Annotated in this window: 12 protein-coding genes and 3 tRNA genes; 9 read left to right on the plus strand and 6 right to left on the minus strand. The window is 35.1% G+C overall.

What is annotated here, in order from left to right; genetic code table 11:
* Positions 1 to 95: 95 nt before the first annotated feature.
* Together T429_RS0103945 and dksA are read left to right on the plus strand one after the other, a co-directional pair.
* The gene (locus tag T429_RS0103945; protein ID WP_005773436.1) at positions 96 to 629 is read left to right on the plus strand and encodes a flavin reductase; all 534 of its coding nucleotides are present in this window, start codon (positions 96 to 98) and stop codon (positions 627 to 629) included.
* 305 nt (positions 630 to 934) lie between these two features.
* Entirely contained in the window at positions 935 to 1351 is a 417-nt protein-coding gene (gene dksA, locus T429_RS0103950; RefSeq protein WP_005773438.1) for an RNA polymerase-binding protein DksA, read from the plus strand.
* A 51-nt stretch (positions 1352 to 1402) separates the two neighbouring features.
* Here dksA and T429_RS0103955 read toward each other — a convergent pair whose 3' ends face one another.
* The gene (locus tag T429_RS0103955) at positions 1403 to 1879 is read right to left on the minus strand and encodes a flagellar biosynthetic protein FliO (RefSeq protein ID WP_005773439.1); all 477 of its coding nucleotides are present in this window, start codon (positions 1877 to 1879) and stop codon (positions 1403 to 1405) included.
* A gap of 213 nt (positions 1880 to 2092) precedes the next feature.
* Between T429_RS0103955 and T429_RS0103960 the strand changes: the two genes are divergently transcribed.
* Entirely contained in the window at positions 2093 to 4636 is a 2544-nt protein-coding gene (locus T429_RS0103960) for a hybrid sensor histidine kinase/response regulator (RefSeq protein WP_005773440.1), read from the plus strand.
* Between the two features lie 276 nt (positions 4637 to 4912).
* On the opposite strand, the gene purN is transcribed toward T429_RS0103960, so the two are convergent.
* Positions 4913 to 5524, minus strand: a complete 612-nt coding sequence (purN, locus tag T429_RS0103965) for a phosphoribosylglycinamide formyltransferase (protein WP_005773441.1) — start codon at positions 5522 to 5524, stop codon at positions 4913 to 4915.
* The gene (gene purM / locus T429_RS0103970) at positions 5521 to 6612 is read right to left on the minus strand and encodes a phosphoribosylformylglycinamidine cyclo-ligase (RefSeq protein WP_005773442.1); all 1092 of its coding nucleotides are present in this window, start codon (positions 6610 to 6612) and stop codon (positions 5521 to 5523) included. The genes purN and purM overlap by 4 nt, the downstream gene beginning before the upstream one ends.
* Positions 6613 to 6771: 159 nt before the next feature.
* Here purM and T429_RS0103975 point away from each other — a divergent pair, with 159 nt between their 5' ends.
* The 5 genes from T429_RS0103975 to T429_RS0103995 all read left to right on the plus strand — a co-directional run bounded on the left by T429_RS0103975 (position 6772) and on the right by T429_RS0103995 (position 9688).
* Entirely contained in the window at positions 6772 to 7983 is a 1212-nt protein-coding gene (locus T429_RS0103975) for an AI-2E family transporter (RefSeq protein WP_005773443.1), read from the plus strand.
* Positions 7980 to 8669 (plus strand): DnaA regulatory inactivator HdaA, encoded by a 690-nt coding sequence (gene hdaA / locus T429_RS0103980; protein ID WP_005773444.1) that lies wholly within the window; start codon positions 7980 to 7982, stop codon positions 8667 to 8669. Before T429_RS0103975 ends, hdaA begins: the two co-directional genes overlap by 4 nt.
* A 433-nt stretch (positions 8670 to 9102) precedes the next feature.
* Positions 9103 to 9179, plus strand: a tRNA-Pro gene (locus T429_RS0103985).
* Between the two features lie 87 nt (positions 9180 to 9266).
* Entirely contained in the window at positions 9267 to 9572 is a 306-nt protein-coding gene (locus T429_RS0103990; RefSeq protein ID WP_005775136.1) for an ETC complex I subunit, read from the plus strand.
* 39 nt (positions 9573 to 9611) lie between these two features.
* Positions 9612 to 9688 (plus strand) — tRNA-Arg (locus T429_RS0103995).
* Positions 9689 to 11602: 1914 nt separating this feature from the next.
* Here the strand turns inward: T429_RS0103995 and T429_RS0104015 are convergent.
* The 3 genes from T429_RS0104015 to T429_RS0104025 form a co-directional block, all read right to left on the minus strand.
* Positions 11603 to 11677: transfer RNA gene (locus tag T429_RS0104015), tRNA-Val, on the minus strand.
* 98 nt (positions 11678 to 11775) lie between these two features.
* The gene (gene cpdR, locus T429_RS0104020; protein ID WP_005773448.1) at positions 11776 to 12138 is read right to left on the minus strand and encodes a cell cycle two-component system response regulator CpdR; all 363 of its coding nucleotides are present in this window, start codon (positions 12136 to 12138) and stop codon (positions 11776 to 11778) included.
* A 762-nt stretch (positions 12139 to 12900) separates the two neighbouring features.
* Positions 12901 to 13818, minus strand: a complete 918-nt coding sequence (locus T429_RS0104025) for a serine aminopeptidase domain-containing protein (protein WP_005775135.1) — start codon at positions 13816 to 13818, stop codon at positions 12901 to 12903.
* Between the two features lie 278 nt (positions 13819 to 14096).
* On the opposite strand from T429_RS0104025, the gene T429_RS0104030 reads away from it, so the two are divergent.
* A complete protein-coding gene (locus T429_RS0104030; RefSeq protein WP_005773450.1) occupies positions 14097 to 14564 on the plus strand; it encodes an Hsp20 family protein in 468 nt (155 codons plus the stop codon).
* Positions 14565 to 14776 lie beyond the last annotated feature (212 nt).

Below are 14776 nucleotides of genomic sequence, written 5' to 3' on the forward strand. Positions count from 1 at the left end.
TATCTTTTGTGTTATGACGAAAAAGAAAAATACGTATTATAGATTTTTTTTATACAAAGACCGCTTGAAATTTTAAAGTTTGATAAGTGAAAGATATGTCGAATCATAAAACATATTTGAAGCCTGAACTTCAAGATAATATTACTGTTTCTTCGCAAGAATATCGAGATGCTATGAGTCATTTTGCAGGCGCTGTGCATATTGTGACAACAGATGGCATTAAAGGAAAGCGCGGGGTGACGGTTTCGGCGTGTTGTTCTTTATCAGATAATCCTCCAACGCTTCTTGTTTGTCTCATGCGCCATAACCTGAAGAATCATGTGTTTATGGAGAATGGAATTTTTTGTGTTAATAGCTTGGCAGGAAAACATCGTCCATTAGCGGATGTTTTTTCGAGGCGTTGCAATGTTACACAAAATGAACGTTTTGATGTGGCTCAATGGGGAACTTTGCAGACGGGAGCGCCCAGTCTTTCAGATGCTTTAGCCTCTTTTGATTGTCGTTTAATTTGTTGGCACGAACATGCAACCCATTGTGTCTTGATTGGTGAAGTTGTTGCAATCAACCGTAGTCAAGAAAAAGATGCTTTGATGTATTTGAATCGTGGATATCACACTTTACCTTTATAAAGATTTTTATTTTTTGGCATTGATGAAATGATTTATTGGTGTTCCATTTAAATTTTAGTGCACTGAAAAAGGAGGAGCGAGATTACTTGGAACTTTCTTCTTTTTTCAGGTTTCTTAATAAATGAGAAAGATGACTTTGGGGTGATCTTCGATCAAAATTCCAGCTTAGGCAAAAAAGCGATCAGGATCAAACAGCATATTTAGACATATTTGTAGATTGTTATGAAAGAACATTTTATTCTTGTGTTGATGGGTATTGCACAATATATAGACCCCACAGAGCAGATGTGGAGGTTTTTTATTGCATGAGCGAAGAGATTGATGCTCAATATCGCCCTAGTGAAGATGAGCCTTTTATGAATGAACGGCAGAAAGCATATTTTCGTGCTAAATTAGTTTCTTGGAAGAATGATATCTTAAAAGAAGCGCGTGAGACTTTGGAAAATTTGCAGGAAGAGAATGTTGGTCAACCTGATTTGACTGATAGGGCATCTTGTGAAACTGATCGTACAATTGAATTACGTGCTCGTGATCGTCAAAGAAAACTTATTGCAAAAATAGATGCTGCCTTGGAGCGAATTGATAATGGAACATATGGTTTTTGTGAAGAAACCGGCGAGCCCATTAGTATCAAGCGTCTTGAGGCTCGGCCGATTGCCGTTTTGTCGCTGGAAGCACAAGAACGTCACGAACGTCGTGAAAGAGTTTATCGTGATGATTAAAGTTATGAGAACGATAAATAAACGAAGTTTGTAGAGATAAAATTGTATATTTTATTTTGGAGGGGTAGGAATAAACAAAGATGGTTCTTGTCTCCCTTCAATTTCGGCCGTGATGGCTGAATCTTTTACCGTTTGATTCGTAAAAGAAGAAGAGGTTTTATCTGTCGTCTCGTTTCTTTCTGTAAGGGAGGATGTGGGGTGGGGATGTATTTCTTTCTTCTGTGTGCTGGATGTGCTGGTAATATCCGATTCTACAACAACATCTGTTAATCCGCCAATAAGGAGTAAATGTTCTTTATTATCACAACGGACTAAAACAAGGCGGCGTGTTTTATCTATAGAAATTGCTTCACATAATGCTAATCGTGATAGACTTTTTTTTCTATTAGTGTTGTATCTTCCCGTATTCAAACGGCGTAAAAACAAGATAATTATGATAAGAGCTAGGACTGTTATTATGAAAAACAAAAAACTTATTGTTACGTTTGCAGCAGATACACCTATTTGGTCTGATAACCAAGTAACCATAGATTTTCTCCCATTGTGGTATGGAAATTATCATTTTTTATTGAGATAAATTTATAACATACCCTTAAAAGATTCACTTAAAGATAAAGAAATAAACTTTTTAACATTAAGTGAGCTTTCTTAGAAAGATAATATCATAGTATATATTGTATAACAATGAATATAAAGGAAGTTTCTTAGCATAAGAGACAGCTAAATCTAAGGCAAAGAGAGATGGATAAAGGTTTTGAGAATAATGAAAGATCAGTGTCTTCGTCTTCTGTTCGTCGGAGAGTTGTGATTTTAGGTGTTATTTTTATCTTTGTTTTCCTTTTCACTGTGGGCTTTTTAGATTTTTTTTATCCACAAAGTTATTTGCAAAAGGCTGTGGTAGCATCTTTTTTGATTCTAGCCACTATTGGTGTTGCAACACTCATTTTAAGTGGAATGGGAATTTTAAGATACCATGCATCGTGGTTGCATGAAGATTTTGATTTTAGCTTCTTTAATAGAAGCGATGATGCGATTGTAATCTCTGATCTTTCTGGTTTTGTTTATTATTCTAATCAAAACTATCAAAAAATTCTAACCTATAAGCCTGAAGGGTCTTGTTATAGGGTTATTGCTGATCTTCCAGGAGCTGGTGCACTTTCCTATCGCTTAAAAGCTGCTGCCTATAATAATCTTTCAGCGCAAGAAGAGTTAAGAGTAGAGCAACCAATCTTTACCGATTCTACACAAAAAAAATCTTTTTGGTATAATATCTCTGTTCAACCTATTACAAAACGGAAAAAAAAGCTTTTATTTTGGCGCATTAGCGATATTTCGCATTTACAACAAAACCGAGAAGTTTTTTTCTCTAACCTTCAAGAGGCGATTAATCACTTAGATCAAGCACCTGTTGCTTTTATATCCGTTAATACACAAGGTACACTTCTTTATGCCAATGCGGTTTTTGCCGAATGGTTTTCAATTGATTTAGCAAATTTCTCAGTTGGTCAATATCAGTTTGATTCATTATTTGAGAGCGTTGGCGCTAAAAGTTCATGGAGTGATATTTGTTTACAAACTAACAGATATCAAAACTCAGGTTACTCTTTACCTTATAGATTTTCATTGTGTTTAAATTCACAGACGATAGGTGAGAAAATATTTCATTGTTTTATTTCTGCTTCTCCTCTCTTAGAGGAGGAAGCCGTTTATCGTATTGTGATCATTCCACAACAAATACAAAAAGAAGAGGCTGATGAATCAAAATTACCCAGTATATTAGAAGAATATTTTGATGCGAGTCCTTTTGCAATTGCCGTGGTAAATCAGGAAGGGCAATTGATTCACATGAATAATGCTTTTTCATCACTTACGGCGTGTATGGATAAGACTATCAACTTTTATGATATTATTTCCCGTCGTGATTGTGTGCAGTTAGAGCGTGCTTTTCAGAAAATTGCGACCAATAAAAATTATTTTGTTTCTTTGGAAACGGTTTTAGAAAAGAATGAAGAACGCCATTTGCGCCTCCATGTGATGTCTGTACCACTCTATCATGGTGATGTGCTACAAGATTTGATCATTATCTCTGTCATTGAAACAACAGAACAAAAAACACTTGAAGATAAAATGATGCATAGTCAGAAAATGCAAGCTGTTGGACAATTGGCAGGTGGCATTGCGCATGATTTTAATAATGTTTTAACAGCAATTTTAATGTCATGTGATCTTCTTTTAAATACGCACCGGAGCTCTGATCCTGCGCATGCTGATCTGATTAATATTAAAAATAATGCTAATCGTGCGGCTGCTCTTGTCCAGCAATTACTCGCTTTTTCTAGAAAGCAAACCCTTCGACCTGAAGAGGTTGATTTCACAGAACTTTTATCCGATATTCGCAATCTTGTTTTACCACTTTTAGGGAATAATATTCAGTTAAAAATTATCCATGGAAGAGATTTGTGGAGCGTTGAAGTCGATCAAGCCTCTTTTCAGCGTGTGATTATGAATTTGGTTATTAATGCGCGTGATGCCATGTTTGATGGAGGTATTGTTACGATTACGACAAACAATATTACAAAACAACAAAGTGCTGACTTTAATCATCTTGGTTTAGCAATTGGTGAATATGTGCAATTAACTATTTCAGATACAGGAACTGGGATATCTACTGCTATACAAGAAAAAATGTTTGAGCCTTTTTTTACAACTAAAGAAGTTGGAAAAGGAACAGGCCTTGGTTTATCAATGGTTTATGGAATTATCAAGCAGAGTGGTGGGTATATTTATTGTGAAAGTAAAGAGGGAGAAGGAGCAACATTTCATATTTTTCTGCCTCGTTATATTCCAGATATAAAAGGAGAAATTTCTCAAAAAATTGAAAAAGAGGAAGAGAAAGATAAAAATATAGATTTAACAGGATCTGCGACTGTTTTATTGGTTGAAGATGAGGATGCGGTCAGAATGGGGGGGGTAAGAGCTCTTCAAATGAGAGGATATACGGTTTTGGAGGCAGCTAGTGGAGTGGAAGCCCTTTCTATTCTTGAGGAAAAAAAAGGCGTTGTTGATATTATTGTTTCCGATGTGGTGATGCCAGAAATGGATGGGCCTACTTTATTGAAGGAAGTGCGTAAAAGCTACCCTGATATCAAATTTCTTTTTGTTTCTGGATATGCAAAAGATGCTTTTGCTAAGAATCTTCCACAAGATGCTGTTTTTGGTTTTTTATCTAAACCCTTTACACTCAAACAGTTAGCTCTAACAGTTAAAGAAACACTTTCGTCATGAAACCCAAATTAATGCAATAGAAAAATTACGTATTTTAAGATTTTTTGGGAGAAATACGAAAGTATTTTGATTAATAGAGCGTGTATTAATATCCAGAAAACGAAATGAAGAAGAATGGTTTGGAAATTTAAATAAAACTCAAAACAATTGCACATTCTACGCAAAAATTTATGAAGAAATAGACTTAACCCCGTCAACTTCAGAGTTTTTTAACCATAGATTCTAAAGAGAAACTGTATCTACAACGTTGAAAAATTCTATAGACTGCTGATATACTCAAAAGGATAAAAGCTGTTGTTGCGTATCGACTCTTTTGCTTTTTCCTTCAATAAATGCTTTTAAGGCTTGGGGGTAGAGTTTATGCTCTACTTTAAGGACCCTTTGTGCTAAGCACTCAGTGTTATCATCCGGATAGACCGGAACGGCTGCTTGGGCAAGGATTTTGCCAGCATCCATGTCTTCTGTAACAAGATGAACAGTACAACCCGTGATTTTTACGCCTGCTTGTAAAACTCTTTCATGCGTGTTTAAGCCTTTAAATGAAGGCAAAAGAGAAGGGTGAATGTTTAAAATTCGCCCCTCATAACGTTTTACAAAGCGTGATGAGATAAGGCGCATATACCCCGCAAAGCAGATAAAATCTGGCTTATATTGATCTAAAATCTTGAAAATATCTTCTTCATGTTCTTGTTTTGTTTTATAGATTTTGCGATCAACAATATGAATTGGTAAATTATGATTTTTTGCCTTTTCAATACCGTTTGCACGTGGATTATCGCAAATAACTGCGACGATTTTAGCAGGATATTCCTTTTGTTGACTTGCTTGAGCAAGGGCGACCATATTGGACCCATTACCAGATATGAAAACGACGATTTGTTTTTTCATAAATGCAGTTTCCCTTTATAAAGTATTCCTTTATTTTGATCTTGGCGTTTTATTAAAATGCCAAGGGGAGTCACAGCTTCTCCATTTTTTTCAAGAGCTTGTGTAATTGTTTCAGCAGCATGCTGTGCTACGATAATGATCATGCCAATACCACAATTGAATGTTCGTAACATTTCTCTTTCTTCTATTTCACCTTGTTTGGCAATCCATGAAAAGACGGAGGGAACCTTGATGGTAGAAAGATTAATTTCAGCGCAAAGAGAAGAGGGAATGACACGTGGAATATTTTCAGGAAAGCCTCCACCCGTAATATGCGCTAGAGCCTTAATTCCTTCGTATTTTCGCATGATGGGAAGAAGCGATTTCACATAAATGCGTGTTGGTGTCAGAAGTGCTGTACCAAGGCTGTTTTGGGAGGCAAAAGGAGCAGGGTCATTCCATTTGAGATGACTTTGTTGAACGATTCGTCGAACAAGTGAAAAGCCGTTGGAATGAATTCCAGAGGCGCTTAGACCTAGGATAATATCGCCTTCTGTCAAGTCCTTTGAAGGGAGAAGCGCACTGCGTTCACATGCGCCTACCGCAAAACCTGCTAGATCATAATCTCCTTCTGCATACATTCCTGGCATTTCTGCAGTTTCTCCTCCAATAAGAGCAGCGCCGGCTTGTTGACATCCTTCTGCAATGCCAGAAACAATTGCAGCACCTTGTTCAGGGTCAAGCTTACCCGTTGCAAAATAATCCAGAAAAAAGAGAGGTTCTGCTCCTTGTACAAGTAAATCATTGACACACATAGCAACCAAATCAATTCCTACAGTATTATGGTGACCACTTTCAATGGCAATTTTTAGTTTTGTTCCCACTCCATCATTGGCTGCGACTAAAATAGGATCTGTAAATCCGGCTGCTTTTAAATCAAAAAGGCCACCAAAACCGCCAATTTCTGCATCTGCTCCGGCTCGTTTTGTCGCGCGTATAAAGGGTTTAATTTTTTCTACCATAGCATTACCCATATCGATGTTTACACCGGCTTTTGCGTAGGTAAGACCAGCTTTGGATTTAGTATTTGTAAGATCTTGATTGCTCATTGGAGCCTTCCTTTAATGGAAAATCAGGTTTTGATGTTATGCAATGCCATGATAGAGTTTTCTCTGCAAGAGATATTGATAACAAAATAAGCAACTTTACTTGTACCTTATTTTGAAGATGTTTATAATTTTTGTGAAGAATTTTTTTTAGGATATTTTATGAGCAAGATATCAGATAATCATGGGCAGTCTTCGTGGAAACTTATGAAAAAGAAAGGGAGTGAGGGTACATCCCGTGACCGTTATAAGACTTATACGCCAGCATATACACAATTACCGTTGCCAAATAATATGAAAAGACAAATCTTTTTTTGGCTGGGGACGCTGATTTTTTTCATTTTTTTTATGTTTGTTTTTGGATCAATTTTGCTTCCTTTTGTGGCAGGAATTGTGTTGGCTTATTTTCTTAATCCCATTGTTCAACTCCTTGAAAAGTTTGGTATTCGCCGTGTTTTTGGTACTGTCCTTATTACCTTATTTATTGTTATTATCTTTGTCGCTGCTTTAGTTATTCTGATTCCTATTATTAGTTCGCAAATACAGCAATTTGTGAGTGATGGCTTACCTGTTTATATTAATCGTATTCAAACTTTTTTCGTTGAGCATGATTTTGATTGGATAAGGCACTATTTTGGAAGTGATCCAAATGAATTACGGAGTAATATTAAAGGGCTTTTGGGAGAAGGTTCTGATTTTATTACATCTCTTTTGAATTCACTTTTGAAATCAGGCAAGTCTATTGTTAATATTGTTAGCTTATTTGTTGTGGCGCCTGTGGTGACATTTTACATGTTATTAGATTGGCCACGTATGGTGACAGCAATTGATTCGTTAATACCGCGTGATCATCTTGAAACCGTTCGAAGTATTTTTCATGAAATGGATAGAGCTATCGCAGGCTTTGTTCGTGGACAAGGAACCGTTTGCCTCATATTGGGGGGGTATTATGCGATTGGTTTAACGATTGCAGGACTCAATTTTGGTCTTTTGGTTGGTATGTTTATTGGTCTTATTAGTTTTATTCCTTATATTGGAACAATGAGTGGTTTGGTTCTTTCTGTTGGGATTGCATGGGTCCAGTTTTATCCCAATAATTGGGGGGGAATCATCATTGTGATGGTACTTTTTTTAATTGGTCAATTTATTGAAGGTTATATTCTTCAACCAAAACTTGTTGGTTCATCAGTAGGATTACATCCCGTGTGGTTGATGTTTTCGCTTTTTGCTTTTTCTTCACTTTTTGGTTTTACTGGTATGCTTGTTGCTGTTCCGGCAGCGGCGGCGGTGGGTGTTTTAGTTCGTTTTGCCCTTCATACTTATCTTAGTTCTCAGATGTATTCGCGAAGTGGAAAGTCGGAGCCACTAAAATGAATGGGCGAGAAACGCAATTATCTTTAAACTTCCCTTATGAGCCAATTTTTCAATTTGATGATTTAGTCGTAACCGATAGCAATCGTATGGCTTTTCAGCTTATTGATCACTGGCCTAATTGGAGCGTGCCTATTGCAGTTTTGGTTGGAAAAGAAGGATCTGGAAAAACCCACTTTTCGAGTATATGGCAGCAAAAAGCAAATGCATTCAGGATTCAGCGCAATAAAATTGATCAGGCTGTTGCTATGGCTTCTTTAGGCAGATCATTTTTAATAGAGGATATTGATGCAGCGGAAATTAATGAGACAGAACTTTTTCATTTAATTAACAGTGTTAAGCAAGCAAATGTCGATACACGACAAGCTACTTTATTGATGACGGCACGAACACTCCCTTCTACTTGGAAGTTAAAGTTAAATGATCTTAAAAGTCGTCTTAATTCAGTAATGTTTGTTGAAATTAATCAGCCTGATGATGCATTGTTAACAACTGTTGCCTTTAAGCTTTTTTCCGATAGGCAGCTTATTGTGCATCCAGATACGGTTTATTATCTTATCAGCCGTTGTGAACGTTCTTTATTTTCATTGAAGCATGTTATTGATTCTGTTGATCAGTTGGCGTTACAAAGAAAAAGAAAAATAACGCGTGCTGTGATTGCTGAAGTTTTGAATAGAAAAAAAACGTAAACACTTCTTATCATGACGTCACATGATATTTCCTTTTATTATTGTTTGAATATAAGGAAGGACGCGTCATTTAAATTTTCTGCTTTCTTAATATCTGTTAAAAGTGAAAGGTATTATTTTTATTTTTTGATGCGTTTTTTTAAATGGCTTTGAGATTTTATTGGATGAATATTCGTTTTATCATTTTTACAAGCCATATATTTTGTATTTGAAAATGTTTCTAAAAAGAGGCTTATTATTTTTTTCTATTGGTGGAATTTGGGTACAGGTGCTATTTTCTATTTTCGTCAATAAATATGTTATGGGGGAGGAAAAAATTTAAAAACGTTATTTTTTGTAAAGAAATGCAACAAAATTGAAAAAAAGTGTGTTTTTCTCTTGCACTTCTGTTGTGAAAATTTTAGGAAATGTGCATCAAATAAATGTTAAATGGCGGAGCGTAGCGCAGCTTGGTAGCGCACCTGATTTGGGATCAGGGGGTCGTAGGTTCGAATCCTATCGCTCCGACCATATTTGATAAAGTGTATGAGAAGACCCAGTTGGGTACGTGTGGTGAAAAACGATCATTCAAGTGTTATGTAACTGAAGGGAAAAGGCATGATCGCACGTATTTATAGTCCTGCTAAGACTGCTATGCAGTCAGGGAAGGGGAATACAGGCTTTTGGATTCTGCAGTATGAGCCGATGAAAGCAAAAATGCTGGAGCCTCTTATGGGTTACACGGCAACATCTGATATGAATAGTCAGGTAAGAATCCGATTTAATAGAAAGGAAGAAGCGATTGCTTTTGCACGCAAGAATGCTATCCCCTATCGTGTAGAAAAGACACATATGTCGATTCGGCGTGCTGTTTCTTATTCTGATAATTTTCGCAGTGATCGGCAGCAATCTTGGACACATTGAGTTGAAGATGCTATTTTGAATTGAGAAAATAATCAGTTGGGTCCCGTAGCTCAGCTGGATAGAGCAACGGCCTTCTAAGCCGTGGGTCACAGGTTCGAATCCTGTCGGGATCACCATTTTAAGAAAATTAATAGACAAAAAAATTGGGAATTTTCCTTTAATTCTCTTAATTTATTTTTCTGTACACCTTGAACCTTTTTCATGTTTTTTATTAATGCTATTGCCTGTTTTGTTGGTTGTTTGAGTATAAAGTGATGACATGTTATTTTATGGACAGCCAAAAGTACTTTAAGTTGTGATATAGTAGCTCCTGTATTTGCTTACCACGTATTGCTGGTCATTTTTTTACCCATTGCTGATTTTTTTAATGCAGCTGCATTCCATGCTTTAGAAAACAGATTGCCAAAGCTTTTTTTAGGTGATTTTTTTTATTTTTCTAAAAATGAATGTGCTATTTCTTAGATGAGGGGTAAGCATTGCGTTTAATGCCGGTAAAGTTGCACAAAAATGTCTACTTTAAATTTTTTATGAATAATATTATGATGTTTTTTAGTATGGTCTTTGGTAAGATTGGTTTTCAAGGCATGATAGATTCTATTTGGAAATATTTTATGGGATATTGAAGAATAAAAATGCTATCTGTTTATGATGAGAGTTTAGAGACCTATTCCTAGAGATGAAGGCTATCTTCTTGTATTAAAAGTTGTGCCTTATAGCGTATTACGACCTTAGAGTCTTTTGGTATAAAAAGAGGCTGTATGTGTACGCAGATAAGATATTTTTTCAATGCGATACATTTATTGCCAATCTAGTTGAGTGTGGTTATCGTTGTTTCTCAGGTTAAGGCTATAGATTGCAGCAATGTTTATGGTTTACTTAGTTTTATCAGTTTAAGAATCTATGCTGCGTATTTATAGCTTATCTTGTAGATATTCGTTTGAATTATGAATGAAGATGAATGGTATCTTAGATTTAAGTTATTAGATTTCGCATTTATATTTTCAAACGTTTTTTCTCGTTTGTACCTCATGCGAGAGCTATTTTAATCTTGAATAACGATTACACTAAAATGTTATGCGATAAAATCTAATGTTCTCAAACACATACAATTTTAGGTGATCATTGTTTAGGAATACCATGTGAAGAACAGAGCGCCATTGTATGGTATATTTATGCGTTGGTTTTAAAGAGACAGCCCTTAAAGCTCCTAAAAGCCTATTTCACACCGACTCTCATGAATGGTATAACGCTAAATCTATAGAGCTCTATCATTTTTACGCTTATAAAGAATAGGCTGAAATATCGTACACTTTGTCTATTTTCTAGTCACCAATGTTGCCATAGACTTTAGCTTTGCAGATCGTTATAGGTATTTTAGTGCTTTCTTGTACAATTATTATCCACATGCTCATCCTTCTTGTGATGTGCAAGGGAGATAGTTTTGATGATTCAACAGGAGAGAGGCTTGAAATGAAAGAACTCTATAATATTCGGATTTCTTATTCAACATGAATAATAGTAATATATGATTATAAATCAATGTTTTGAGCAAATAAAAAAGTTTCTTTTATCGTGTTTTTTACTTTTTTAGATACTTTATTGGTAACTTATCATTGGTGAACTTAAAATATCGCTCTAAAAACCAAGTTGTTTACGTACTGAAAAGAACTGTTATTATATTTCTAACTATTTTAACAATAGGTGTTCCGTCAATAGAGAAGAAAGAATCAAAAAAATAGAAGATCGATCAGAAGCTAAACAATATTTTTTAGAAAAGCAGCCGAAGTTTTTCGGAAGAACTTTACAATAAAACCTTCTAATCCGTTGAAACTGTTCTGGCATTTATGATTCTTTCAAATAGCGTATCCCAAGAGGCGTTAGCAGAACTCAAAAAATACCAGAAATATCCCATAGAGCATGCTCATTATAGAGGCATATTGCGAAATCTTGTTCTCTCATTTTTATTGATGAGTGCCGTACTCTGAAAAGAATATGACAAATTGATAAGTCACTTATGGTATAAAATCGAATGGTGGGCGTGACAGGGATTGAACCTGTGACCCCTACGATGTCAACGTAGTGCTCTCCCGCTGAGCTACACGCCCATTCACCGATGTTGCATACACCATATAGAATGACAAACGTCAATGCTTAATTTCATTTTCTTTTACAACAGATGCAAATAACTGAGAAAAATATCCCTTTAAGCAGCAATAAGGATCTTTTCAACCTCATTGACGAGCTCTCGTAAATGAAATGGCTTAGAGAGAACCTTTGCATCAGGAGGAGCATCACTATTTGAATTGAGTGCAACCGCTGCAAAACCTGTAATGAACATGACTCGTAAATCAGGGTCAATTTCAGTAGCACGTCGTGCCAGTTCAATTCCGTCCATTTCTGGCATCACAATGTCAGTCAGGAGAAGAGAAAATGGTTCTTCTTGTAAACGTTCATATGCGCTAATACCATTATCGAAATCGGCGACTTCATAGCCTGCACGTTCTAGGGCCTTTACGAGAAAGCGACGCATATCGTTATCATCTTCTGCGAGCAGGATTCGTTTCATGATTGTGTTCCAATGGCTCCATTTGTCAGAGTTTTTGCCATATCAATTATACAATATAGAGTATTTATAAAAAAGATCGAAAAATACTCATAATCGAAATGAATGGCAAAATGGTTAATTCTTATATTCTTATTCAAAATACAGCATATTCGTTGTGAGTTGGTTAAATTCGAAATATATGTGATTTGGAAAAAGCTGGGACAATCCAAAACTTTTAAACTGATTCATTACTATTTTTTTTAAATTATCTGTTTCTTATCAGAGCTCCATTAAAAAAAATTATGAAAACCGGTACTGTACGGATTGCTTCTATCGAGAAATGAGAAGAATATTATGTTAATTTATTGTTTTTGAAAGGTTATCCTAAAAAATAGGATTTTTATAGTTATTTGTTTTTTGTAGAGAATTACAAATAAATATTATAAATAATTTTTATTTTCAAAGTTATTTTTAATAGGTAAAAAATATTATTTTATTATAATAATATAAAAAACCACTTAATAATATATCAAAAATATTATTTTGATGTTTTATTTATAAATATTTATAACGATATATTAAGATAAATTTTTTATAGTTATTTTATCATTTTTATTATGCCTTGTGATGAATATTGGTTTCATGGTTTGTTTATAGAGCCTATAAAACGAATCATATGAATGGTTAGAAGATGGAATCCATTATATAGAAGATATTTATAGAACGATGTCGCTGATAGAAATCTTCGTTTTGGCAGAGCAAAATGGAAGTTGAGATTTTGTATTATTTTGTAGAGGCATTATCGAGAATAAATGCATCAAATGCCGCCCAAAATTGTTTTTTATAACTTTCATTATACATAATTGTATCAAGTTTAGCGCCTGTAATGGTAATACTTTCTGTCAGACGTGTGTGTTGGCATAATTCCCGTACTTCAATGTTGTTGGCGAAATTGTCTTGATTGGCGAGAATAAAGAGTGTTGGAACTTGTAAATGTCCGTGGAGTATATTTTTTTTCACAGAATCAATCGTATTAAATACCGATGCCATCCATCGGGATGTTGAGGATTTAATGAAAGGCAATGCTTCTTGATGCATGTGCTCCAATTGGATATTTTTGAGGTTTGTTTTTTTTAATTTTTTTCCGTCTTTTGCTGGTATAAAACCAAGGCCTATATCAGAAAGAAATTGTGTTAGTTTATGTTGAAAACCATTCGTTTTATTCCCGAATGGAGCAAAAAGGGGAGAAACACAGAGCAATTTATCAAACTGATGATTAATGATTTCTAAGCTGCTAAGAGCTATTAATCCCCCCACACCGTAGGTGAGCATGGAGTAAGGGGGGGGACAATTAGGATAAACAATATTTTTAAGAAATTCATATAAGTCATTAATATCATTATTTATATCAAAGTCATGATGTCGGCTTTTTTTTCTTGTTGTGAGGGATATTTTTTTTTGATCAAACCAGTCAAATATTGCTGTATGAAAACCGCGTTTGGAAATTTCATTGATGGGTAAAAAATATGTTTCTAAAGTATTTGCGTTGTTTTCAAGAATAACAATAGTTCCCTTAGATTTTTCTGCTTTAGGATATGTTATTGCAAAACGAATTTCGCGATCTATTGTTATTTTAAGGATACCGTGATGGATGTGAGGAGTTATGGAACTCCAGTCTATAGGATAAAGAGGTGTCTTCAATTGAAATCCTTTAAGTGTATTTGTTGCTGAGTACAACGTGAGATAATGAGAGCACTTTGATATTTATGTAATGATGAAGAAGGATTAAGAAAGGGGTATGTTGTTTTTTAGATAGTTTTTGTCAATTCAGAGATAAAAGAGTTGAAATAAAGGAAAACGATTACCAGATAATATAGTGTGGTTGCCATGATGGGGCCGCGGATTCACAAGTAAGTTTGCCATTTGGGAACTTTGTGAATCAATTTTAAATCTTAGTCGCTCTAAAGGAGGGCAGTATTATGCGCCAAGTAGATTTTTCACCATTTTATCGTTCCACAGTAGGTTTTGATCATCTTTTTAACTGGTTTGATTCAAGAACACAACCAGAGGAAGTTTCTTCTTATCCCCCTTATAATATTGAACGTTTAAGTGAAGATTCTTATAGAATTTCTATGGCTGTTGCTGGTTTTTCTCAAGATGAAATTGATATTGAAACCCATTGTAATCAGCTGATCGTTAAAGGAGACAGAAAGCCTGAAAAGGATGATGAAGAACGAGAATTTCTTTATCGAGGTATTGCTTCGCGCGCTTTTGAACGGCGTTTTCATTTGGCTGATCATGTGAAAGTTATCGGAGCAGAGCTTGGAGATGGGCTTCTTCATATTCAGCTTAAAAGGGAAATGCCAGCTGAATTAAAACCAAAAAAAATAAGCGTGCAGATGTCTCCATCCATTACAAAAAATGATAACAATAGCATTGTCACATAAAGAAAATTTAGAAAATATGAGAAGCAAATAACCATAAATTTTTTACAGAATAAAATAACGCGAGGCAAAGGTCTCGCGTTTTATATTTCCTTTCCTGAGAACGAAGATGATTCTCATAAAAACGCTCTCTCTCAAATTGATGATAAAAGTTTATTGCACTATTCTATGCTGAAAAAAAATCATGGATGCGCAATTGAAATAAAAAATTCTAA

Source organism: Bartonella elizabethae F9251 = ATCC 49927 (assembly GCF_000518165.1).
Classification (GTDB): Bacteria; Pseudomonadota; Alphaproteobacteria; order Rhizobiales; family Rhizobiaceae; genus Bartonella; species Bartonella elizabethae.

Coding starts and splice junctions, on each gene's coding strand:
- T429_RS0103975 (WP_005773443.1), top strand. CDS start 6,772: ATGAGCAAGATATCAGATAATCATGGGCAGTCTTCGTGGAAACTTATG.
- cpdR (WP_005773448.1), bottom strand. CDS start 12,138: ATGAAACGAATCCTGCTCGCAGAAGATGATAACGATATGCGTCGCTTT.
- T429_RS0104030 (WP_005773450.1), top strand. CDS start 14,097: ATGCGCCAAGTAGATTTTTCACCATTTTATCGTTCCACAGTAGGTTTT.
- T429_RS0103955 (WP_005773439.1), bottom strand. CDS start 1,879: ATGGTTACTTGGTTATCAGACCAAATAGGTGTATCTGCTGCAAACGTA.
- T429_RS0103990 (WP_005775136.1), top strand. CDS start 9,267: ATGATCGCACGTATTTATAGTCCTGCTAAGACTGCTATGCAGTCAGGG.
- purM (WP_005773442.1), bottom strand. CDS start 6,612: ATGAGCAATCAAGATCTTACAAATACTAAATCCAAAGCTGGTCTTACC.
- dksA (WP_005773438.1), top strand. CDS start 935: ATGAGCGAAGAGATTGATGCTCAATATCGCCCTAGTGAAGATGAGCCT.
- T429_RS0103960 (WP_005773440.1), top strand. CDS start 2,093: ATGGATAAAGGTTTTGAGAATAATGAAAGATCAGTGTCTTCGTCTTCT.
- T429_RS0103945 (WP_005773436.1), top strand. CDS start 96: ATGTCGAATCATAAAACATATTTGAAGCCTGAACTTCAAGATAATATT.
- hdaA (WP_005773444.1), top strand. CDS start 7,980: ATGAATGGGCGAGAAACGCAATTATCTTTAAACTTCCCTTATGAGCCA.
- purN (WP_005773441.1), bottom strand. CDS start 5,524: ATGAAAAAACAAATCGTCGTTTTCATATCTGGTAATGGGTCCAATATG.